Origin of the sequence: Enterococcus sp. DIV1337a (assembly GCF_051712285.1) — a bacterium.
GTDB lineage: Bacteria > Bacillota > Bacilli > Lactobacillales > Enterococcaceae > Enterococcus > Enterococcus faecalis.
The window spans coordinates 1,114,888-1,136,420 of sequence record NZ_JBIOOP010000001.1; the positions used below are offsets into that span (position 1 = coordinate 1,114,888).

The 21,533-nt window shown below is 38.8% G+C and carries 16 protein-coding genes and 1 riboswitch; of the genes, 13 read left to right on the plus strand and 3 right to left on the minus strand.

Annotation, left to right across the window (positions count from 1 at the left end; translation table 11 throughout):
• The 7 genes from IGL49_RS05465 (at position 1) to lpdA (ending at position 11,318) form a co-directional block, all read left to right on the plus strand.
• Positions 1-1,614 carry a glycoside hydrolase family 13 protein gene (locus IGL49_RS05465; RefSeq protein ID WP_104854584.1) on the plus strand — a complete coding sequence of 538 codons (1,614 nt, stop codon included), beginning with the start codon at positions 1-3 and terminating at the stop codon, positions 1,612-1,614.
• 169 nt (positions 1,615-1,783) lie between these two features.
• Positions 1,784-2,365, plus strand: a complete 582-nt coding sequence (locus IGL49_RS05470; protein WP_104854583.1) for a TMEM175 family protein — start codon at positions 1,784-1,786, stop codon at positions 2,363-2,365.
• A gap of 81 nt (positions 2,366-2,446) precedes the next feature.
• Positions 2,447-2,614: riboswitch (M-box (ykoK) riboswitch) on the plus strand.
• A 222-nt stretch (positions 2,615-2,836) separates the two neighbouring features.
• Positions 2,837-5,449, plus strand: a complete 2,613-nt coding sequence (mgtA, locus tag IGL49_RS05475; RefSeq protein ID WP_104854581.1) for a magnesium-translocating P-type ATPase — start codon at positions 2,837-2,839, stop codon at positions 5,447-5,449.
• Between the two features lie 597 nt (positions 5,450-6,046).
• Positions 6,047-7,162, plus strand: a complete 1,116-nt coding sequence (pdhA, locus tag IGL49_RS05480) for a pyruvate dehydrogenase (acetyl-transferring) E1 component subunit alpha (RefSeq protein WP_104854580.1) — start codon at positions 6,047-6,049, stop codon at positions 7,160-7,162.
• A 2-nt stretch (positions 7,163-7,164) separates the two neighbouring features.
• The gene (locus IGL49_RS05485) at positions 7,165-8,142 is read left to right on the plus strand and encodes an alpha-ketoacid dehydrogenase subunit beta (RefSeq protein ID WP_002357767.1); all 978 of its coding nucleotides are present in this window, start codon (positions 7,165-7,167) and stop codon (positions 8,140-8,142) included.
• Between the two features lie 142 nt (positions 8,143-8,284).
• The gene (locus tag IGL49_RS05490; RefSeq protein WP_104854579.1) at positions 8,285-9,904 is read left to right on the plus strand and encodes a dihydrolipoyllysine-residue acetyltransferase; all 1,620 of its coding nucleotides are present in this window, start codon (positions 8,285-8,287) and stop codon (positions 9,902-9,904) included.
• 7 nt (positions 9,905-9,911) lie between these two features.
• Positions 9,912-11,318: a dihydrolipoyl dehydrogenase gene (gene lpdA / locus IGL49_RS05495; protein WP_002357765.1), complete on the plus strand. Its 1,407-nt coding sequence runs from the start codon at positions 9,912-9,914 to the stop codon at positions 11,316-11,318.
• A 112-nt stretch (positions 11,319-11,430) separates the two neighbouring features.
• Here lpdA and IGL49_RS05500 read toward each other — a convergent pair whose 3' ends face one another.
• On the minus strand, positions 11,431-12,417 hold the full coding sequence (locus IGL49_RS05500; protein WP_104854578.1) for a PocR ligand-binding domain-containing protein: 987 nt from the start codon (positions 12,415-12,417) through the stop codon (positions 11,431-11,433).
• Positions 12,418-12,577: 160 nt separating this feature from the next.
• Between IGL49_RS05500 and IGL49_RS05505 the strand changes: the two genes are divergently transcribed.
• From IGL49_RS05505 to IGL49_RS05525, 5 genes are all read left to right on the plus strand, one after another.
• Positions 12,578-13,717 carry a glycerol dehydrogenase gene (locus IGL49_RS05505; protein WP_104854577.1) on the plus strand — a complete coding sequence of 380 codons (1,140 nt, stop codon included), beginning with the start codon at positions 12,578-12,580 and terminating at the stop codon, positions 13,715-13,717.
• A 12-nt stretch (positions 13,718-13,729) separates the two neighbouring features.
• The gene (gene dhaM / locus IGL49_RS05510; protein ID WP_002357762.1) at positions 13,730-14,128 is read left to right on the plus strand and encodes a dihydroxyacetone kinase phosphoryl donor subunit DhaM; all 399 of its coding nucleotides are present in this window, start codon (positions 13,730-13,732) and stop codon (positions 14,126-14,128) included.
• Positions 14,129-15,112, plus strand: coding sequence for a dihydroxyacetone kinase subunit DhaK (gene dhaK, locus IGL49_RS05515; protein ID WP_104854576.1), 984 nt, complete (start codon positions 14,129-14,131; stop codon positions 15,110-15,112). It begins immediately after the preceding gene.
• 12 nt (positions 15,113-15,124) lie between these two features.
• Positions 15,125-15,727, plus strand: coding sequence for a dihydroxyacetone kinase subunit DhaL (gene dhaL, locus IGL49_RS05520; protein WP_104854575.1), 603 nt, complete (start codon positions 15,125-15,127; stop codon positions 15,725-15,727).
• 123 nt (positions 15,728-15,850) lie between these two features.
• Positions 15,851-16,633, plus strand: coding sequence for a hypothetical protein (locus tag IGL49_RS05525; RefSeq protein WP_164982871.1), 783 nt, complete (start codon positions 15,851-15,853; stop codon positions 16,631-16,633).
• Between the two features lie 72 nt (positions 16,634-16,705).
• On the opposite strand, the gene IGL49_RS05530 is transcribed toward IGL49_RS05525, so the two are convergent.
• Positions 16,706-17,857 (minus strand): hydroxymethylglutaryl-CoA synthase, encoded by a 1,152-nt coding sequence (locus IGL49_RS05530; protein WP_104858267.1) that lies wholly within the window; start codon positions 17,855-17,857, stop codon positions 16,706-16,708.
• A gap of 185 nt (positions 17,858-18,042) precedes the next feature.
• Here IGL49_RS05530 and IGL49_RS05535 point away from each other — a divergent pair, with 185 nt between their 5' ends.
• Positions 18,043-20,454 carry a hydroxymethylglutaryl-CoA reductase, degradative gene (locus tag IGL49_RS05535; protein WP_104854572.1) on the plus strand — a complete coding sequence of 804 codons (2,412 nt, stop codon included), beginning with the start codon at positions 18,043-18,045 and terminating at the stop codon, positions 20,452-20,454.
• An 18-nt stretch (positions 20,455-20,472) separates the two neighbouring features.
• Here IGL49_RS05535 and IGL49_RS05540 read toward each other — a convergent pair whose 3' ends face one another.
• Positions 20,473-21,525: an AI-2E family transporter gene (locus tag IGL49_RS05540; protein ID WP_104854571.1), complete on the minus strand. Its 1,053-nt coding sequence runs from the start codon at positions 21,523-21,525 to the stop codon at positions 20,473-20,475.
• Positions 21,526-21,533: the final 8 nt, after the last annotated feature.

Genomic DNA, 21,533 nt, shown 5'->3' on the forward strand with positions numbered 1-21,533 from the left:
ATGGAACAATGGTGGAAAAATGCTGTCGGTTATCAAATTTATCCTCGGAGTTTTAAAGATAGCAACGGGGATGGCATTGGTGATTTGCGAGGAATTATTGAGAAATTACCGTATTTAAAAGAACTAGGGGTCGATTTTTTATGGCTAAATCCGATTTACACTTCGCCAAACGTTGACAATGGTTATGATATTGCGGATTATCAAGGGATTCAGCCAGAATTGGGTACGATGGAAGATTTTCAAGAACTTTTGGACCAAGCACATCAATTAGGTTTGAAGATTATTCTTGATTTGGTGGTCAATCATACCAGTGATCAACATCCGTGGTTTGTTGAAGCGAAAAAAAGTTTAGATAATCCGTATCGCGAGTATTATTTATGGGCCGATGCGACACCAGATCGTATGCCGAATGAATGGCAAAGCTTTTTTGGTGGCTCGACTTGGACCTATGACGCGGGTACAAAGCAAGCGTATTTTCATGTGTTTGCCAAAGAGCAACCTGATTTGAACTGGAAAAATCCTAAAGTTCGTGAAGAGATTTATGCGATGATTCGCTGGTGGTTAGATTTGGGAATTGATGGTTTCCGATTAGATGCGATTAGTCATATCCAAAAAGAACCTTGGGATTTTAAGATTACCACGAATCCATGGGCTCCCTTTATGAATGTAAAAGGCATTGAAGACTATATGCTGGATTTGAAAGCTATTTTTGCTGAGTATGACATCATGACAGTGGGTGAAGCTAGTGGCGTTTCAAGTAAGAAAGCGGTGGAATGGACCAATGATGCGGGCTATCTGAATATGATTTTTGAATTGGAACACAATGTTCGAGAAGGAAAGCCAGGAGAAGAACGGTTAAATGTTTTAGGCTATAAAAAAGTAATGGCTCGCTGGCAAAAGCATTTAGGGATAGAAGGCTGGAATGCATTATATGTAGAAAATCATGATAATCCCAGAATCAATTCAATTTTAGGTAATGAAACCCCTCGTTCTGCTAAGGCGATTGGAACAATCGCCTTGCTCTTGCGAGGGACGCCGTTTATTTATCAAGGACAGGAAATTGGTATGGTTAATTATCCATTTCAACAGATTGATGAGTTAGATGCTAAAGATTCTCATAACCATTATCGTTTGCTTATAGAAAGTGGCTACGATGCAAAACAAGCATTAAAAGAAGTAGGGCATTGGACGCGGGACCATTCGCGTACGCCTATGCAGTGGACGAGTCAAGAAGCGAGCTCCTTCACCTCGGGGCAGCCGTGGTTAGCAATTCATCCCAATTTTAAAGAAATAAATGTTGCTGATCAAGAAACGGATGCGCAATCCGTGTTGAATTATTATAAAAAGTTAATTGTGCTGCGGAAAGAAAATCCAGTCTTTACAGATGGACAGTTTGAACTATTAGCGCCAAATCATCCGTCTGTTTTTGCTTTTTTAAGAAAAACAACCGAGGCAACCGCGTTAGTGATTGTTAATTTAAGTGGAGAAAAGTGCCAATTTGACTTGCCGAATAAATTGCTGGGCAGAAAGTGGCAACAATTGTTAGGAAATCAAGATTTTACAGTGGAAAAACGGATGCAGTTAGCACCTTATCAAGCAGGCGTCTTCCAATAACTGATTCGTTCTATAAACGAGTGTAAGAGCCTTACTTTTAAGTGGGACTCTTGCACTCGTTTTTAGGAACTTCAACAACCGAGAGACTTCATAAATAATTGAATTTTTACAGAAATGCGTTATACTTACTTTGGGTAAGTTATTTAATTTTATGAAAGTAGGGGAAATGATGCCGAAAACACGTGTAGAAGCATTTACAGATGCAGTCATTGCGATTATTTTAACGTTATTAATTTTAGAATTAAAAATTCCGGAAAAAGCAGATTGGTCTGCTTTGACCCAATCTGGACACAAAATCATTATTTATTTAATTAGTTTTGTTACTTTATTAATTTATTGGAACAATCATCATCATTTATTTCAAAGTGTCCGTAAAATTGATGGACGTGTCCTTTGGATGAATAATTTTTTAATTTTGACGTTAACGTTTTTCCCGTTTGTTACTGGTTGGGTAGGTGAACATCCGTTTTCTTGGCCGCCACAAGCTTTATATGGTTTAGTAGTATTAGGAGCTGATGTTGCTTATTATCTAGTGGTGCGGGCATTGATTCAGGCAAATGGGCCCAAATCTGAAGTACAACGTTTGTTTGGCCACTATCCCAAATTAACGCTTTCGATTGTGTTGAATATTATTGCGTTGATTGTGGGCAAACTGGTAGCGCCAATCGCTGTCCTGATTATTGATACGATTGTTTTAATCATGTGGTTTATTCCTGAGCGAAAAGCAGAAATAAAAGAAACTTTAAAATAGTTATTTTTTATTTATAACAAAAAAGTCATAAATCTTTTGACAAGAATGTCAAACTCCTCTATTATAAGAAGTGGATAAAAACTGAATAATTGTTAGGTGAGGCTCCTATTTGAACAAATGCTGCTGCCGCGAAAGGATCGAGAGACCCTTAGTTGGTTGAACAGGAATAATCGTGAAGGTTATTCATAATGTAGCTGATACATGTTATCTACGCCCTATAGTGCTAAAGCTCAACGATAGAGAATCTTATTTAAAGATAGTATTTTGGGACGTACTCTATTGTTGAGTAGGTCCTTTTTGTGTGTTTGGCAAAAAAGCAATTATTCACTGGAAGTATAAATAAGAAAAAGAAAGGATGACTGTCATGGAAGACCCTGGAAGTGAACAGAGAAACAAAATACAGTCACCAACGAAAGGAGAAGATTTTAGCGCTCTTTTCAGCAGGTGACCACAACCTTGGAGGAAAAGAAAATGATGAACAAAAAAACAATGGATATGAGAAAAGCAACCAAAGATCAAGAATTACGTAAATTGGCGTTGCTTTCTGAACGAGAATTAATGATGGAATTACGGACATCCGAAAAAGGACTCTCAAATGAAGATGCTGAAAAAAGATTAGAGGAATTTGGACCAAATGAAGTCTCTGCACAAAAACCAACCCCAGCAATTATTTTATTTTTAAGTGCATTCAAAGATCCGTTTGTCTATGTCTTAGCCTTATTGATGGTCGTTTCAACTTTAACGAAAGATTTCGAAGCCGCTATCGTGATGGGCGTGATGATTTTAGCCAGTGTCTTGATTGCTTTTATACAAGAATATCGTTCTCAAAAAGCGAGTTTGGATTTAAAAGAATTAATTGAAAACACCGCTGCAGTGACACGGGAAGGAATTACGAAAGAAATTCCAATGGACGAAATTGTTCCAGGAGACATTGTAACTTTAGCTACAGGAGACATGATTCCTGCAGATGCCGTGTTGATTTGGACCAAAGATTTATTCGTTAATCAATCTTCGTTAACAGGCGAATCCATGCCTGTCGAAAAATTTGTGGATGCAGGTGTTGATCGCCAACAAACAGAGGTTTCTGCATTAGATATGCAAGACCTAGTGTTTATGGGCACGGATGTCTTGAGTGGACAAGGAAAAGCGATTATTTTAAAAACTGGGCAACATACATTTTTTGGGGATATTGCTAAAAATGCTACAACACAACGAGGAAAAACTAGTTTTGACTTAGGCTTAGCAAAAGTCAGTAAGTTTTTATTACGAATGGTAATGATTTTGTTTCCAATCGTTTTCTTGATTAATGGTTTAACTAAAGGTGCTTGGGGCGAAGCGTTTTTCTTTGCGATTGCTGTTGCAGTTGGTTTGACACCAGAAATGTTACCAATGATTGTTACGAGTAACCTAGCTAAAGGTGCGTTATCTTTATCGAAACATAAAGTCATTGTTAAAGAATTAGCAGCTATTCAAAATTTGGGTGGTATGGATGTGCTCTGTACAGATAAGACTGGAACAATTACTGAAGATCGTGTAGTTTTGGTTCAGCATTTGAATCCATTAGGTGATTTGAGTGACGAGGTTCTAAATTTAGCCTACTTAAATTCTTCTTATCAAACAGGTTGGAAAAATTTAATGGATATTGCCGTTATTAATTTTTATGAAGAGCATCAATGGAAAACGCCGTTTAAAAATGTCACTAAAATTGATGAAATTCCTTTTGACTTTTCCAGACGTCGCTTAACGGTTGTCGTGAATGCAGATGATCATCAATTGATGATTACGAAAGGCGCCGTGGAAGAAATGGAAGAAGTGTGCACGCATGCGCAAATTAATGGCGAAATTGTGCCATTAAGCACTGCTGTACGAGAAGAACTACGCCGAGTGAATGTTCAAATGAACAAACAAGGGATGCGTGTGTTAGCGGTAGCTGTAAAAAAAGATGTCCATAAAGAAGCAGTTTATTCAGTTGAAGATGAAAAAGAGATGACATTGATTGGGTTTATGGGTTTTCTTGATCCAGCAAAAGAGTCAGCTGTCAGCGCTATCCGCTCCTTACATGAACATGGTGTCAACGTGAAAGTGCTAACGGGCGATAATGACATTGTCGCCAAAAAAGTCTGTAAAGATGTAGGTATTGAAGTTTCCCATGTGTTATTAGGTTCTCAAATTGAAGCAATGACAGATGAAGAGTTGCGGGCGCAAGTGGAAGAAACTAATTTATTTGCCAAATTAAATCCGATGCAAAAATCTAAAATCATTGAATTGCTACAAGCGAAAGGTCATACGGTTGGTTTTATGGGGGATGGCATTAACGATGCACCAGCATTGCGAAAAGCTGATGTGGGCATTTCAGTAGATACTGCAGCTGATATTACTAAAGATGCTAGCTCGATTATTTTACTGGAAAAAAGTTTAAATGTACTGGAATCTGGTGTGATTGAAGGACGAAAAGTATTTAGCAATATGATGAAATATATTAAAATTACCATCAGTTCTAATTTTGGGAATGTCTTTTCAATTTTAGTAGCCAGTGCCTTTTTACCATTTCTACCAATGCTTTCCTTACAACTCTTGATTCAAAATTTGATTTATGATGTGGCTCAGTTGACAATTCCTTGGGATAATGTCGATGAAGAAGAGTTATTAAGCCCTGTTCGTTGGGAAACGAACGGCCTAGCGAAATTTACAGTATGTATTGGCCCGGTAAGTAGTATTTTCGATATTCTAACGTATCTTGTCATGTGGTTTGTCTTTAGCGCCAATAGTTTGGCCACTCAACATTTATTCCAAACAGGTTGGTTTATGGTGGGACTTGTTAGTCAAACGTTAGTTGTTCATATGGTCCGGACGCGGAAAATACCATTCATTCAAAGTCGTGCGTCAATGCCTGTGATGTTAAGTAGTTTAGGCGCAATTTTACTCGGTTTCTTGATTGTAGCAACGCCTATAAGAGAGGTTTTTGACTTTGTGAAACTTCCAGCTAACTACTGGCCATGGTTCTTTGTAATCATCATTGCTTACATGTTAACTGTTGAAGTAGCTAAACGTTTATATATTAAAATTACCAAGGAATGGATTTAGTAAAATCTACTGAAAGAGAAAAGAATTTGCTAAGCTGTATTACTCATTTTGCGAAAATTTGGTGATTTTACGCAATGAATGTTCGTGATAAAACCTAAGGCAAAGTATTTGGAAAAAAAACAAACCAAAAAAAATAAAAATTAACGAAAAAACTTTGTTTTCTAAAAAATAAAAAACCGCATGCTGAATAGGTTATTCGGCTGGCGGTTTTTATTTTTTGATTTTTTCAAGATAATTTTCATGAAAACCCAAAGTTCGGAAATCAGATTACTAGCCAGCTCAGAGATGAGAGGGCTCGAATTAACGGAACTGTTATATAATATTTTCGAAATAGAATATAACAGTTGGGAGAAAAATAGTACAGAAGAAGTGTGAAACAGAAACCGTTTTCTTGTTTGTGAAAATTATCACTAAACCGCAAAAACATGCGGTTTTACTCTTTTGTGAAAAAATGAAGAAATTAGAGTTTTTTTCTTGCGCTTTTTCGAATTTAGTGATAATTTGTTAAGTGTAGTCGATAAAAAGTAATACAGTTTCGCACTCTGTTTTACTTTTGTCGAAATTAAAGAAACGTAATAGAGAGGATTGTGTGACAAAATGGCAAAGGCTAAGAAACAAAAACCTATTGACTTTAAAGAGCTAATGGCTAAAGTCGACGCTGATTTCCCAACTTTCCAAATCTTGGATCAAGATGGAAAAATTGTGAATGAAGATTTAGTACCTGATTTATCGGATGAGGAATTAGTTGAATTAATGACACGCATGGTTTGGTCTCGTGTGTTAGACCAACGTTCTACTGCATTAAACCGTCAAGGACGCTTAGGATTCTTCGCACCAACAGCTGGACAAGAAGCAAGCCAATTGGCAAGTCAATTTGCAATGGAAAAAGAAGACTACTTATTACCAGGTTACCGTGATGTACCTCAATTAGTACAACATGGCTTACCATTAAAAGAAGCTTTCTTATGGTCTCGTGGTCACGTAGCAGGGAACTACTACGCGGAAGATTTAAATGCATTACCACCACAAATTATCATTGGTGCTCAATACATCCAAGCAGCTGGTGTTGCTTTAGGATTGAAAAAACGTGGAAAAGAAAATGTTGTCTTCACTTATACTGGTGACGGCGGTTCTTCACAAGGGGACTTCTATGAAGCAATTAACTTTGCTGGTGCTTACCAAGCAAACGGTGTCTTCATTATCCAAAACAATGGTTTTGCGATTTCTACACCTCGTGAAAAACAAACAGCGGCTAAAACTTTAGCTCAAAAAGCTGTTGCAGCAGGAATTCCTGGTATTCAAGTTGATGGTATGGATCCATTAGCAGTTTACGCAATTGCAAAAGAAGCACGCGATTGGTCAGCTGCCGGAAACGGTCCAGTTTTAATTGAAACATTAACTTATCGTTATGGTCCACATACTTTATCTGGAGACGATCCAACACGTTACCGTTCAAAAGAAATGGATGACGAATGGGTACAAAAAGATCCATTGACTCGTTTCCGTAAATATCTAACAGATAAAGGCTTATGGTCTGAAGCAAAAGAAGAAGAAATTATTGAAAAAACAAAAGAAGAAATCAAAGTAGCGATTGCAGAAGCGGATAAAGCGCCAAAACAAAAAGTTTCTGATTTCTTGAAAAATATGTTTGAAGTTCAACCTCAAACAATTAAAGAACAAATTGCATTTTATGAAGCGAAGGAGTCGAAATAAAAATGGCACAAAAAACTATGATCCAAGCAATTACAGATGCCTTAGCTCTTGAATTAGAGAAAGACGAAAATGTCTTAATCTTCGGTGAAGACGTTGGTAACAACGGTGGGGTTTTCCGTGCAACTGAAGGTTTACAAGAAAAATTTGGTGAAGATCGCGTCTTCGATACACCTTTAGCTGAATCTGGTATCGGTGGATTGGCTTTCGGTCTTGCCTTGCAAGGTTACCGTCCAGTTCCTGAAATCCAATTCTTTGGTTTCGTTTTTGAAGTATTTGACGAAATCGTTGGTCAAATGGCTCGTACGCGTTACCGTATGGGTGGAACTCGTAATATGCCAATTACTGTTCGTGCCCCATTTGGTGGTGGTGTTCATACACCAGAACTTCACTCAGATAACTTAGAAGGATTAATCGCACAATCACCAGGCGTTCGTGTTGTTATTCCATCAAACCCTTACGATGCAAAAGGACTATTAATTTCATCTATTCGTAGCAACGATCCAGTTGTCTACTTAGAGCACATGAAATTATACCGTTCATTCCGTGAGGAAGTGCCAGACGAAGCTTATGAAGTGCCTTTAGATAAAGCGGCTGTAACTCGTGAAGGAACAGACGTATCAATCATCACTTACGGCGCTATGGTTCGTGAAGCGATTAAAGCAGCTGATAGCTTAGCGAAAGACAATATTTCAGCAGAAATCATTGACTTACGTACAGTGGCTCCTTTAGATGTGGAAACAATTATTAACTCTGTTGAAAAAACTGGCCGTGTGGTTGTCGTTCAAGAAGCACAAAAACAAGCTGGCGTTGGCGCTATGGTTGTTTCTGAAATTTCTGAACGTGCCGTATTATCATTAGAAGCACCAATCGGACGTGTATCTGCTCCAGATACAATCTTCCCATTCGGACAAGCAGAAAATATCTGGTTACCAAATGCGAAAGATATCGAAGCAAAAGCTAGAGAAATCGTCGAATTTTAATAGTTATTCGAAGTAGATAAACGAAGAATTAAACAGGTGGAATACGGCTATAGGCATGAAATGTTCAGCTACTATAGTCGTTTCCCCGCGTTTTGCTCCTAAGAAAATAGACAGATCCAACGAAGAAGGGAAGACTTAAAAAATGGCTTATCAGTTTAAATTACCGGATATCGGTGAAGGGATTGCCGAAGGCGAAATCGTTAAATGGTTTGTAAAACCTGGCGATACAATCAACGAAGACGATACGTTATTAGAAGTGCAAAATGACAAATCAGTGGAAGAAATTCCATCACCAGTAACAGGTACTGTAAAAAATATCGTTGTACCAGAAGGAACAGTTGCAAACGTTGGTGACGTGTTAATCGAAATCGATGCACCTGGTCACGAAGATAACGATGCAGCACCAGCAGCTCCTGCACAAGAACAAACACCAGCACAACCTGCTGCTGTACCAACAACAGAAGCAGCTGGCGGATTTTTCCAATTCAAATTACCAGACATCGGTGAAGGAATTGCCGAAGGCGAAATCGTTAAATGGTTCGTTAAAGCTGGCGACACAATTAATGAAGATGATTCATTATTAGAAGTACAAAATGACAAATCAGTAGAAGAAATTCCATCACCAGTAACAGGTACTGTAAAAAATATCGTTGTACCAGAAGGAACAGTTGCAAACGTTGGTGACGTGTTAGTTGAAATTGACGCACCTGGTCATAATTCAGCAGCACCGGCAGCCGCAGCACCAGCTACTGAAGCTCCTAAAGCGGAAGCATCAGCTCCAGCCGCTTCAACAGGTGTAGTTGCAGCCGCTGATCCAAACAAACGCGTTTTAGCAATGCCATCTGTTCGTCAGTATGCGCGTGAAAAAGACGTTGATATTACACAAGTAACTGCAACTGGTAAAGGTGGCCGTGTCATTAAAGCGGATATTGATGCCTTTGTCTCTGGTGGTTCTCAAGCAGCAACAGCTACTGAAGCTGCCGCAACAGAAGCAGCACCTAAAGCGGAAGCAGCTGCACCTAAAGCAGCGCCAAAAGCCTTTACTTCTGATTTAGGCGAAATGGAAACACGTGAAAAAATGACACCAACACGTAAAGCAATTGCTAAAGCAATGGTTAACAGCAAACACACTGCTCCTCACGTAACATTACATGATGAAGTAGAAGTTTCTAAATTATGGGATCACCGTAAGAAATTTAAAGATGTTGCTGCTGCAAATGGTACAAAATTAACATTCTTACCATACGTTGTAAAAGCATTGACTTCAACTGTTCAAAAATTCCCAATCTTGAATGCATCAATCGATGATGCAGCACAAGAAATTGTTTACAAAAATTACTTTAACATTGGTATCGCTACTGATACAGATCATGGCTTATATGTACCAAATGTTAAAAATGCTAATACGAAGAGCATGTTTGCTATCGCTGATGAAATCAACGAAAAAGCAGCATTGGCTATCGAAGGTAAATTAACTGCACAAGATATGCGTGATGGCACAATCACAATTAGTAACATTGGTTCAGTCGGTGGCGGCTGGTTTACACCAGTAATCAACTACCCTGAAGTTGCTATTTTAGGCGTTGGTACAATTGCACAAGAACCAGTTGTTAATGCAGACGGCGAAATCGTTGTGGGACGCATGATGAAATTATCATTAAGCTTTGACCACCGTATCGTTGACGGCGCAACTGCTCAAAAAGCAATGAACAACATTAAACGCTTATTAGCTGATCCAGAATTACTATTAATGGAAGGATGATTAACAAATGGTAGTAGGAGATTTCGCCATTGAACTAGATACAGTCGTAATCGGAGCTGGACCTGGAGGATACGTTGCTGCAATTCGTGCCGCAGAAATGGGTCAAAAAGTTGCGATTATCGAACGTGAATACATCGGAGGCGTTTGTTTAAACGTTGGATGTATTCCTTCAAAAGCTTTAATTGCTGCTGGACATCATTACCAAGAAGCACAAGATTCTTCAACTTTTGGTGTAACAGCTAAAGGAGTCGAATTAGACTTTGCAAAAACACAAGACTGGAAAGATAACACAGTTGTTAAATCATTAACAGGCGGAGTTGGCATGTTATTGAAAAAACACAAAGTAGAAATTATTGAAGGCGAAGCATTCTTCGTTGACGAAAATACATTGCGTGTTATTCACCCAGACTCAGCACAAACTTACTCATTCAATAATGCTATTGTAGCAACAGGTTCTCGTCCAATTGAAATCCCAGGATTCAAATTTGGCGGACGCGTGTTAGATTCTACAGGCGGTTTAAACTTAAAAGAAGTTCCTAAAAAATTCGTTATTATCGGTGGCGGCGTCATCGGTGCTGAATTAGGTGGCGCTTATGCTAACTTAGGTTCAGAAGTAACAATTTTAGAAGGCAGCCCATCAATTTTACCAACTTATGAAAAAGACATGGTTAAAGTTGTCACAGACGACTTCAAGAAGAAAAACGTAACAATCGTGACTTCAGCAATGGCTAAAGAAGCTGTTGACAATGGCGATAGCGTCACTGTTAAATATGAAGTTAATGGAAAAGAAGAAAGTGTTGAAGCAGATTACGTAATGGTCACTGTTGGACGTCGTCCAAACACAGACGACTTAGGCTTAGAACAAGCGGGCGTTGAAATTGGCGAACGTGGTTTAATCCCAGTTGACAACCAAGGACGTACAAACGTGAAAAACATTTTCGCAATCGGCGACATCGTACCAGGTGCTGCGTTAGCGCATAAAGCAAGCTACGAAGCAAAAATTGCTGCTGAAGCAATTTCTGGTAAGAAAGTTGCAGTTGATTACAAAGCAATGCCAGCCGTTGCCTTTACTGATCCAGAATTGGCAAGCGTTGGTATGACTGTTGCAGAAGCAAAAGAAGCGGGAATCGAAGCAAAAGGCTACAAATTCCCATTTGCTGGTAACGGCCGTGCAATCTCTTTAGATAAAACTGAAGGATTCATGCGTTTAGTTACAACTGTGGAAGACAATGTCATCATCGGTGCACAAATTGCCGGTGTCGGGGCTAGTGACATGATTTCTGAATTAGCTCTAGCTATTGAATCTGGCATGAATGCAGAAGACATTGCTTTAACAATCCACCCACACCCATCATTGGGCGAAATTACTATGGATACAGCTGAATTGGCTTTAGGTTTACCAATTCATATTTAATAGTATCACTTTGTCGCACGACAGATATAATGCGCTTTTTGTACTTGTTGCATTAGCCACAGCAAGAGCAAAAGGTGTAAAAAAACAACGACTTCTAGGAGTCGTTGTTTTTTTATGCTCTGTTCTTTCTTTTACGGTATTTAAGGGGTGTTTCACCCGTTTCTTGTTTAAAGATACGGACAAAATAGCTATCTTCAACAAAGCCTAAATCTTCACTGATTTGGGCAATCGTTTTATCTGTCTCCAAAAGAAGCTGTTTAGCCCATGTGATTTTTAATTGTCGATAAAATTGACTAAAGGGAATACCAAACTCCTCTTTTAATAAACGACTTAAATACGTCGGTGTCAAATGAACAAGGTCTGCCAGTTCTTGTAAATTTAGACGCAGCGATTTGTTTTCCCAAAGGGCATCTAAAACTGGTTGTAATTGCTTATTTTTAGTTTGATAGGCGCTTGAAGGAGTTAATTGAGCAGTTAATAAAGTTTGTTGAATATCTTTTTGGATCATGTTCAATGGTTCCAGCTCTTCTTTTCGCGAACTAATCTGTAAGGATTGTTTGTAAGTGTTGATTAAATAATCTTTTTTGATGGCTTCAGAAATAATATATTGGCTTAAATCTGCGATTAATGTCGCGCTCTTCTCTAAGTCTGCTAGTTCTAAAACAGGGTATTGTTGATACAGCTCTTGATGTGTTACTAAAAATTTTTGAATGGAGGCATCATTCATGGTTAAAACCTGTTCTAACTCTTCTTGATGATCTTCGAGCAAAACTTCACCAGCCATAATGGCTCCCACATATTGGTCATCAACGATAATGGGGATGGCCATATCAACGATGTTAAAATGACAGCGGTAGATAAAAGGCTGACCAGTGCGAACAGCTTCTAAGCCACCACGAGCATCACATTTTTCACAAAGTTTCGAGAGCTCAGGGGAGTGACGTACCAGTTGACAAAAGGGTTGAACTTGACTATGTTTCGTCACCGGTCGACCTTTATAATCAACTAAAATAATAGCTAAACGAGTGCTTAAGGCCAATGATTCTTGCAATTTTTCCCACTTTTCTAAATCTAAAATATTTTTTAATTCTACAGTCATAAGTCAATCCTTCAATCTAAAGTTTAAAAATCATAATATTTTATTATTTCACAAAATAATTCTATCATTTTTTGTAAGAAAACGATACCAAAAGTTCAATGCTTTTTGGATGAAAGCGTTTTATACTATGTATGTAAACAAAATATAGGAGGCTATCAACATGAGAAAAGCATTGATTTTACCAACGAAATATGTTCAAGGGGAAGATGAATTACTAAACTTAGGTTACTTCGTTTCAACTTTTGGAAAAAAAGCGTTACTAATTGCAAATCCTGCTGACGTTGATCGTGTACGTCCGCAATTGGAAGAAACAGCGAAAAAGTTTGACATTACCTTCGTAGAGGGTGGCTTTAGTGGAGAAGTAACGCGGGAAGAATCAAAGCGCTTGCAAAACGTTGGACAAAAAGAACAAGCAGACTGTATCATTGGTTTAGGTGGCGGTAAAGCAATCGATGCTTCAAAAGTCGTAGCAGAAGGTGAAAATTTAATTATTGTACCAACGATTGCGGCTCAAGATGCACCAACTTCGCATTCAGCTGTACTATATCATGAAGATGGCTCATTTGATGATTATGCTTACTTTAAACAAAGTCCAAGCGTCGTGATGGTTGATACAAAAGTGGTTGCCAAAGCGCCAACTAGATTTTTAGTTGCCGGAATGGGGGATGCCTTATCCACATATTTTGAAGCACGCGCAACACACAATTCATATTCTCGGGTTAATGCTAGTTTGCCAATGGGTTCAAGAGAAGGCTTAACGCCCGCTGCTAGCGGCACATATGCAGCTTTGGCCATGGCAAAACTTTGCTGGGAAAATCTCCAGGAAGATGGGTTAAAAGCGAAATTAGCTTGTGATGCAAACGTGGTTACTGAATCATTGAATAAGATTATCGAAACAAATATCTTACTTTCAGGCTTAGGTTTTGAAAGTGGCGGTTTAGCTGCAGCGCATGCGATTCATAACGGTATGACAGTCTTACCTGGTGCGCACAGTTATTTACATGGTGAAAAAGTAGCCTTTGCAACGATTGCACAACTTGTATTAGAAGATGCAGCAAAAGACGAATTAGAAGCTGTTTTAGACTTTAGCGCTTCTGTAGGCTTACCATTAACGCTTTCAGACATTGGTGTCGATGAAATCACTTATGAAGAAGCGTTGGAAGTAGCCAAAATTGCTTGCATTCCAGAAGAATCAATTCATTCAATGCCATTTCCAATTGTCGTTGAAGAAGTAGCGAATGCAATCATTGTTGCAGATAAAGTCGGACAAGAATATAAAACAAGACATAAATTAGATTAAGGAAGTGTCCACATGAAAGCAGATATTTTACTCGTTTCACATAGCAAAATGATTACAGATGGTATTAAAGAGATGATTGAACAGATGAACGCCAGTGAAGAAATTACGATTCATTCACTTGGTGGCACATCGGATGGTTCATTAGGTTCAGATCCAATGAAAATCATTGATACGATTAACGAAGCGGACTCTGACCGAGAATTTTTAATTTTTGCCGATTTAGGCAGTGCCGTTTTAAGTTCAGAATTAGCTTTTGATATGCTAGAAGAAGACCAACAGAAACACTATCATTTAGTCGATGCACCACTGGTTGAAGGGGCTTTTGCGGCAGCAATTACTGCAGGTGTCTCAGATGATTTGACGCAAATTTTAGCAGAAGCTCAAAATGCTGGTAAGAAAGGGTGGAACTAAATGAAAAAAATTATTAATGAACCTGGAAAAATTGTCGAAGAAATGCTCCAAGGAATTGTGAAAAGCTATGGAAACCTTGTTCATCAAGTCGAAGATTCTCGCGTGATTGCTCGCAACGACTCAAACAAACAAGTTGGGTTAGTATCTGGTGGTGGAAGTGGTCATGAGCCTGCACATGCTGGGTTTGTTGGTGCTGGGATGTTAAATGCCGCAGTATTAGGGGATGTCTTTACTTCACCAACACCAGATCAAATTTTAACAGGAATCCAAGCGGCAGATCAAGGGGCAGGTGTTCTGTTAATCGTAAAAAATTATACAGGCGATATTTTGAATTTTGAAATGGCCAAAGATATGGCTGATATGGAAGACATTCATGTAGAAATGGTCGTTGTTGATGACGATATTGCTGTCGAAGATAGCACCTATACCGCTGGAAAACGAGGAGTTGCCGGGACTGTTCTTGTTCATAAAATTTTAGGACATCATGCCCGCCAAGGTGCTTCATTAGAAGAGCTCGTTTCTTTAGGAGAAAAGATTGTAGCAGCCACGAAAACCATTGGAGTGGCTTTAAAAGCAGCCACTGTGCCTGAAGTTGGCAAACCAGGTTTTACTTTACCAGAAGATGAAATTGAATTTGGCGTAGGGATTCACGGAGAACCAGGCTATCGCCGTGAAAAAATCCAACCATCAAAAGAGTTAGCGAAAGAATTAGTTGAAAAAACATTAAGTAGCTATCAACAACCACCACAAACAGTGGGGGTACTTGTCAATGGTATGGGTGGCACGCCATTAATGGAACAATTTGTATTTATGAACGATGTGCTAACATTATTAGAAGACAAAGGTGTTCAAGTGACCTTCCATAAAGTGGGTAACTATATGACGTCCATTGACATGCAAGGATTATCTCTAACGATGATTGACTTGGCGACAAAAGACTGGCAAACAGCGCTAGAAAGCAATGTAACAACAATTTCTTGGTAAGGGTGATAAAAGATGGAATTAACAGTAAAAGACATTCAAACATGGTTAGACAATTATTCAAAAGTTATTGAAGAAAAAAAAGACTATTTAAGTGAATTAGATACGCCGATTGGTGATGGGGATCATGGCAACAACATGGCTCGTGGTATGGCTGAATACAAAATTGCGTTTGACAAAAAAGTACCAACAACAATCACGGAGACATTTAAAGTTTTATCTATGGCCTTGATTTCAAAAGTTGGCGGAGCTTCTGGCCCTTTATATGGGACTGCGTTTATGAATATGACTAAAGCGACAAAAGATTTGGAAACCATCAGTTCGCCAGAGCAATTAAAAGAAATTGTTCAGCAAGGTCTAGCTGGGGTTCAGATGCGTGGCAAAGCTGAACCAGGAGATAAAACGATGGTTGATGTCTGGGCACCTGTTGCTGAAGTAATCGGAACGGAACAATTTAATGAAGAAAAAATTGAACAATTTGCTGAAGCAACAAAAGATTGGGTGGCGAAAAAAGGACGTGCCTCTTATTTAGGGGAACGAGCAATTGGTCATATTGATCCAGGCGCAGCTTCTAGTGCATTATTATTTGAAGAACTAGTCAAAGTGATCAATCAATAACAGTGAGAAAAAAGTTTAGCAAGTGCCTCTCTTGAAGCGCTTGCTAAACTTTTTTATAAATAATGGTTTCTTTTGTTCATCTATGGGATAATTTAAGTAACAAAAAATAACAAAGATAGACAAATGGGGGATTTAAAGATGAAAAAGCATGTGATTGTGGGATGTTTATTAATCGTTAGCTCAATGTTTGTAAGTGCTTGTGGAAATTCGTCAGACGTGACCACAGAAAAAACCAGTGTTACAAAGCAAGTCGAAGCTACGGGACAAAGCACATCCTCTTCTGTAGACCAAACCAAGTATGATGCCATTATTACAGAAGCTAAAAAGTTAACGGCAGAGGGGCAATATAAAGAATCAGAAGAAAAATTAGCTACGATCCCTGTTAGCGATTTAGGGAAACCTCACTATTCGATCGTTAAAGAAACGGTTGAGAAACTAAATAATCAAAATAATGAAGGCTTAAAAAGACAAGAAGAAGTCGCGGTTGAAAAGCAAACGAAGTCGAGTCCGGCACAAACGGAATCACTTAAACCGATTCCAGATGAATTTGCTAAATGGGCAACCACCTATCTTTTTTATTATCCACGAGGAGATCAAAAGCAAGCGGGTTTAATCATTGAATCGGATGGAGCGGTCACGCAGACGAATACGAATGGCGAAATTTACACAGGAAAAGCCGAAATAAGTGGAGCTTCGGGCACTATTTTAAGTTATGATACGACTAGTTATCGCCCGACGACCCAACCAGCTACAAAATCGATTACTCCAAATGTTAAAATCACTGTTACTTGGAACAATGGCGGCGGTGTTGATGTTTATTATGGCTACGTTTCTTATTCACAACGTTTAGCTTTGACAGATGGTATTGCCGTGACAAACGGGGTCAAAGAAGTTTGGCTTTCATAAAAAGAGCTAGACATTCAAGTTTTTGCTTGAATGTCTAGCTCTTTTGTTGATTGAATCGGGGGATATAAATACTTAGTTTCGATAAGAACGAACGGTATTATTAATAGCAGAAATACTATATTTTAATTCATCTTCTAACGTTTGATCAATGTCCGTGTCTAAAGTTTCTGCAAACATGGCTTCATATTCAGCGATAGAAAGTTCTGTCCGATTATCCAGCAGTGCTAAATGAGTTTCTTTTTGTAAATGATTTTGATAACCAGCTACTAATTCACCAGTGAAAAATTCAGCGACAGCACCAGAACCATAACTGAATAACCCAATTTGATTGCCTGCGGTTAAAGTCGTTGCATTTTCTAAAAGGGAAATGAGTCCCAGATAAAGTGAACCCGTATATAAGTTTCCGACGCGACGACTATAGATGATACTTTCTTCATAACGGGCTAAAATTCGTTCCTGTTCTTCTTCAGTTTGATCGGAGATTTTTGCTAATAAGGCTTTTTTGCCCATTTTTGTGTAAGGAATATGGAACGCTAAAGCATCATAATCTGCAAAATCAAGACCGGTCCGTTTTTTATGTTCATCCCAGACTTGGGCAAAAGATTGGATGTAGGTTTCGTTTGACAAAGGACCATCGACCATTGGATACGGATGACCTGTTGGCCGCCAAAAGTCATAGATATCTTGCGTCAGCATCACATTATCCTCTTTTAAAGCCAAGATGCGCGGTTCACTAGCAACTAACATCGCAACCGCTCCAGCTCCTTGTGTAGGCTCACCGCCAGAATTTAAGCCATATTTTGCAATATCTGCCGCTACAACCAAGACTTTTTTATCTGGATGTAAGGCGACGTGATTCTTAGCCAACTGTAAGCCTGCTGTTGCTCCGTAACAAGCTTCCTTGATTTCGAAAGAGCGGGCAAAAGGTTGAATCCCCATTAAACGATGTAAGACAACTGCGGCCGCTTTTGACTCATCGATACTGGACTCAGTCCCTACAATTACCATATCAATGGCCTCTTTATCTTCTTTGGTCAGGATAGCTTCTGCGGCATTGGCTGCAAATGTCACAATGTCTTGGCTGATTGGGTTCACCGCCATTTGGTCTTGCCCAATACCAATATGAAATTTTCCAGGGTCTACATTTCTAGCTTCAGCCAGTGCCGTCATATCAATATAATATGGGGGCACAAAAAAACTAATTTTATCAATCCCAATTGTCATTTCTTTAACTCCTTTACGATAAATAGATTCATTATATAAAATAGCACGAAATGAACCAAAATGGGGGATTTTTGTATTAACTTCATAGATTATTAAAAAATATCTTATAAGTCTGTTAACATTCAGTGATTGGCACTTGTGATTCTGGGATTTTATGATATATTTCAAGATGGAGGTGCATTTAGTTGAAAACAGTAGTTATTATTGATGCATTACGAACACCAATTGGAAAATATAAAGGCAGCTTAAGTCAAATAAGTGCCGTAGACTTAGGAACACATGTTACAACACAACTTTTGAAAAGACATTCCCATATTTCTGAAGAAATTGATCAAGTAATCTTCGGAAATGTTTTACAAGCTGGAAATGGCCAAAATCCCGCACGACAAATAGCAATAAACAGCGGTTTGTCTCATGAAATTCCCGCAATGACAGTTAATGAGGTCTGCGGATCAGGAATGAAGGCCGTTATTTTGGCGAAACAATTGATTCAATTAGGGGAAGCGGAAGTTTTAATTGCTGGCGGAATTGAGAATATGTCCCAAGCACCTAAATTACAACGCTTTAATTACGAAACAGAAAGCTATGATGCGCCTTTTTCTAGTATGATGTACGATGGATTAACAGATGCCTTTAGTGGTCAAGCAATGGGTTTAACTGCTGAAAATGTGGCCGAAAAGTATCATGTAACGAGAGAAGAGCAAGATCAATTTTCTGTACATTCACAATTAAAAGCAGCTCAAGCACAAGCAGAAGGGATGTTCGCTGACGAAATAGCTCCCTTAGAAGTGTCAGGAACGCTTGTGGAGAAAGATGAAGGGATTCGCCCTAATTCGAGCGTTGAGAAGCTAGGAACGCTTAAAACTGTTTTTAAAGAAGACGGTACCGTGACTGCAGGGAATGCGTCAACCATTAATGATGGGGCTTCTGCTTTGATTATTGCTTCACAAGAATATGCCGAAGCACACGGTCTTCCTTATTTAGCTATTATTCGAGACAGCGTGGAAGTCGGCATTGATCCAGCCTATATGGGGATTTCGCCGATTAAAGCCATTCAAAAACTGTTAGCGCGGAATCAACTTACTACGGAAGAAATTGATCTGTATGAAATCAACGAAGCATTTGCAGCAACTTCAATCGTGGTCCAAAGAGAACTGGCTTTACCAGAGGAAAAGGTTAACATTTATGGTGGCGGTATTTCATTAGGTCATGCGATTGGTGCCACAGGCGCTCGTTTATTAACAAGTTTAAGTTATCAATTAAATCAAAAAGAAAAAAAATATGGCGTGGCTTCTTTATGTATCGGTGGTGGCTTAGGACTCGCTATGCTACTAGAGAGACCTCAGCAAAAAAAAAACAGCCGATTTTATCAAATGAGTCCTGAGGAACGCCTGGCTTCTCTTCTTAATGAAGGTAAGATTTCTGCCGATACAAAAATAGAATTTGAAAATACAGCTTTATCTTCGCAGATTGCCAATCATATGATTGAAAATCAAATCAGTGAAACAGAAGTGCCGATGGGCGTTGGCTTACATTTAACAGTGGACGAAACTGATTATTTGGTACCAATGGCGACAGAAGAGCCCTCAGTGATTGCGGCTTTGAGTAATGGTGCCAAAATAGCACAAGGATTTAAAACAGTGAGTCAACAACGCTTGATGCGTGGTCAAATCGTTTTTTACGATGTTGCAGACGCCGAGTCATTGATTGATAAACTACAAGTAAGAGAAACGGAAATTTTTCAACAAGCAGAGGTAAGTTATCCATCTATCGTTAAACGCGGCGGCGGCTTAAGAGAATTGCAATATCGTGCTTTTGATGAATCATTTGTATCTGTCGACTTTTTAGTAGATGTTAAGGATGCAATGGGGGCGAATATCGTTAACGCTATGTTGGAAGGCGTGGCAGAGTTGTTCCGTGAATGGTTTGCGGAGCAAAAGATTTTATTCAGTATTTTAAGTAATTATGCAACGGAGTCGGTTGTTACGATGAAAACGGCTATTCCAGTTTCACGTCTAAGTAAGGGGAGCAATGGCCGGGAAATTGCTGAAAAAATTGTTTTAGCTTCACGCTATGCTTCGTTAGATCCTTATCGGGCAGTCACGCATAACAAAGGGATCATGAATGGCATTGAAGCCGTAGTTTTAGCCACTGGAAATGATACGCGCGCTGTTAGTGCTTCTTGTCATGCTTTTGCGGTGAAAGAAGGTCGCTACCAAGGCTTGACTAGTTGGACGCTGGATGGCGAACAACTAATTGGTGAAATTTCAGTCCCGCTTGCTTTAGCTACGGTGGGCGGGTCCACAAAAGTCTTGCCTAAATCTCAAGCAGCCGCTGATTTGTTAGCAGTGACAGATGCAAAAGAACTAAGTCGAGTAGTAGCGGCTGTTGGTTTGGCACAAAATTTAGCGGCGTTACGGGCCTTAGTCTCTGAAGGAATTCAAAAAGGACACATGGCTTTACAAGCACGTTCTTTAGCGATGACGGTCGGAGCTACTGGTAAAGAGGTTGAGGCAGTCGCTCAACAATTAAAACGTCAAAAAACGATGAACCAAGACCGAGCCTCGGCTATTTTAAATGATTTAAGAAAACAATAAAAAATAGTTCAGCAGAAATTATTCTGCTGAACTATTTTTTTTAACATTGGGTAGCCGTTTTAGGCCACGAATCGGTTTTACTTTTAAGACATCTAAGAAGAAAGTGAATACAGGGATTCCTACAATAAGTCCCCATACACCAAAGAGACGCTCACTAACTAATAAAATGACAAACGTATAAAAGATTGGTAACTCTGTTTTACTAGACATAAATTTAGGATTTAGCACGTAAGATTCAAATAAATGGACGATTGTAATTAAAGCTAAGATATAAATCACATCGTTCAAGCCACCTTGGGAATAAGCAATGAAACTTAGAGGAATGCAGGAAATAATCACACCGGCAACTGGGACTAAGCTCAAAACGAAGATTATAATGGCTAAACTAGGTAACTGCGTAAAGCCGATTATTGCCAAGGCCAAGGTAGTAATAACTGTGTTCACCACAGCAATGAAAAACTGAGCTTCCATTACGACACCAAATGTGTTGACGAACTTGTTGGCAAAATAATAGATATCCTGAAAAAACCAATCAAAATCACTTTTTAAGAATAACTTAGAAAAATCGGCCATTTGTTTCTTCTCAATCATAAAGAAGAAACTTAAAATAAAGGACATGACAAACGATAAGCCAACAGCGCCAATATCTTGAATATAGCGTAGAATCATTGAAGCACCATTCTGTAGTTGAGAGAGTAAGTTGGATTTTTCCAAGTATTGATCAATAAATTGCAATACTTGATTTGTATCTGTATGTGGACTTTGATAAAAATCAACTACAGAATTAATCATTTGAGTCGTTTGGTTAACTAAAACGGGGACATATTTAGTAATCGCTAAATAGATTAGAAAAACAACCAATGCATAGGTTAAGAGAACGATGACAATCGTTGGGATTTTCATATAGCGTTGAACAAAATGGACTAAACGAACAGCTAAATAGGTAAAGATAAATGTTAAAAGAATTGTAGTAATCATGCTTCTGGATAAATAAAGCACAAAAATAATCAAAGCAAGGACGCAAAAGCGTCGCAAACGTTCATTTTGAATAAATTTTTGATACAAACTCATAGGGGAAA

Coding starts and splice junctions, on each gene's coding strand:
- lpdA (WP_002357765.1), top strand. CDS start 9,912: ATGGTAGTAGGAGATTTCGCCATTGAACTAGATACAGTCGTAATCGGA.
- IGL49_RS05465 (WP_104854584.1), top strand. CDS start 1: ATGGAACAATGGTGGAAAAATGCTGTCGGTTATCAAATTTATCCTCGG.
- mgtA (WP_104854581.1), top strand. CDS start 2,837: ATGATGAACAAAAAAACAATGGATATGAGAAAAGCAACCAAAGATCAA.
- pdhA (WP_104854580.1), top strand. CDS start 6,047: ATGGCAAAGGCTAAGAAACAAAAACCTATTGACTTTAAAGAGCTAATG.
- dhaL (WP_104854575.1), top strand. CDS start 15,125: ATGGAATTAACAGTAAAAGACATTCAAACATGGTTAGACAATTATTCA.
- IGL49_RS05525 (WP_164982871.1), top strand. CDS start 15,851: ATGGGGGATTTAAAGATGAAAAAGCATGTGATTGTGGGATGTTTATTA.
- IGL49_RS05485 (WP_002357767.1), top strand. CDS start 7,165: ATGGCACAAAAAACTATGATCCAAGCAATTACAGATGCCTTAGCTCTT.
- IGL49_RS05530 (WP_104858267.1), bottom strand. CDS start 17,857: ATGACAATTGGGATTGATAAAATTAGTTTTTTTGTGCCCCCATATTAT.
- dhaK (WP_104854576.1), top strand. CDS start 14,129: ATGAAAAAAATTATTAATGAACCTGGAAAAATTGTCGAAGAAATGCTC.
- IGL49_RS05490 (WP_104854579.1), top strand. CDS start 8,285: ATGGCTTATCAGTTTAAATTACCGGATATCGGTGAAGGGATTGCCGAA.
- IGL49_RS05500 (WP_104854578.1), bottom strand. CDS start 12,417: ATGACTGTAGAATTAAAAAATATTTTAGATTTAGAAAAGTGGGAAAAA.
- dhaM (WP_002357762.1), top strand. CDS start 13,730: ATGAAAGCAGATATTTTACTCGTTTCACATAGCAAAATGATTACAGAT.
- IGL49_RS05540 (WP_104854571.1), bottom strand. CDS start 21,525: ATGAGTTTGTATCAAAAATTTATTCAAAATGAACGTTTGCGACGCTTT.
- IGL49_RS05505 (WP_104854577.1), top strand. CDS start 12,578: ATGAGAAAAGCATTGATTTTACCAACGAAATATGTTCAAGGGGAAGAT.
- IGL49_RS05470 (WP_104854583.1), top strand. CDS start 1,784: ATGCCGAAAACACGTGTAGAAGCATTTACAGATGCAGTCATTGCGATT.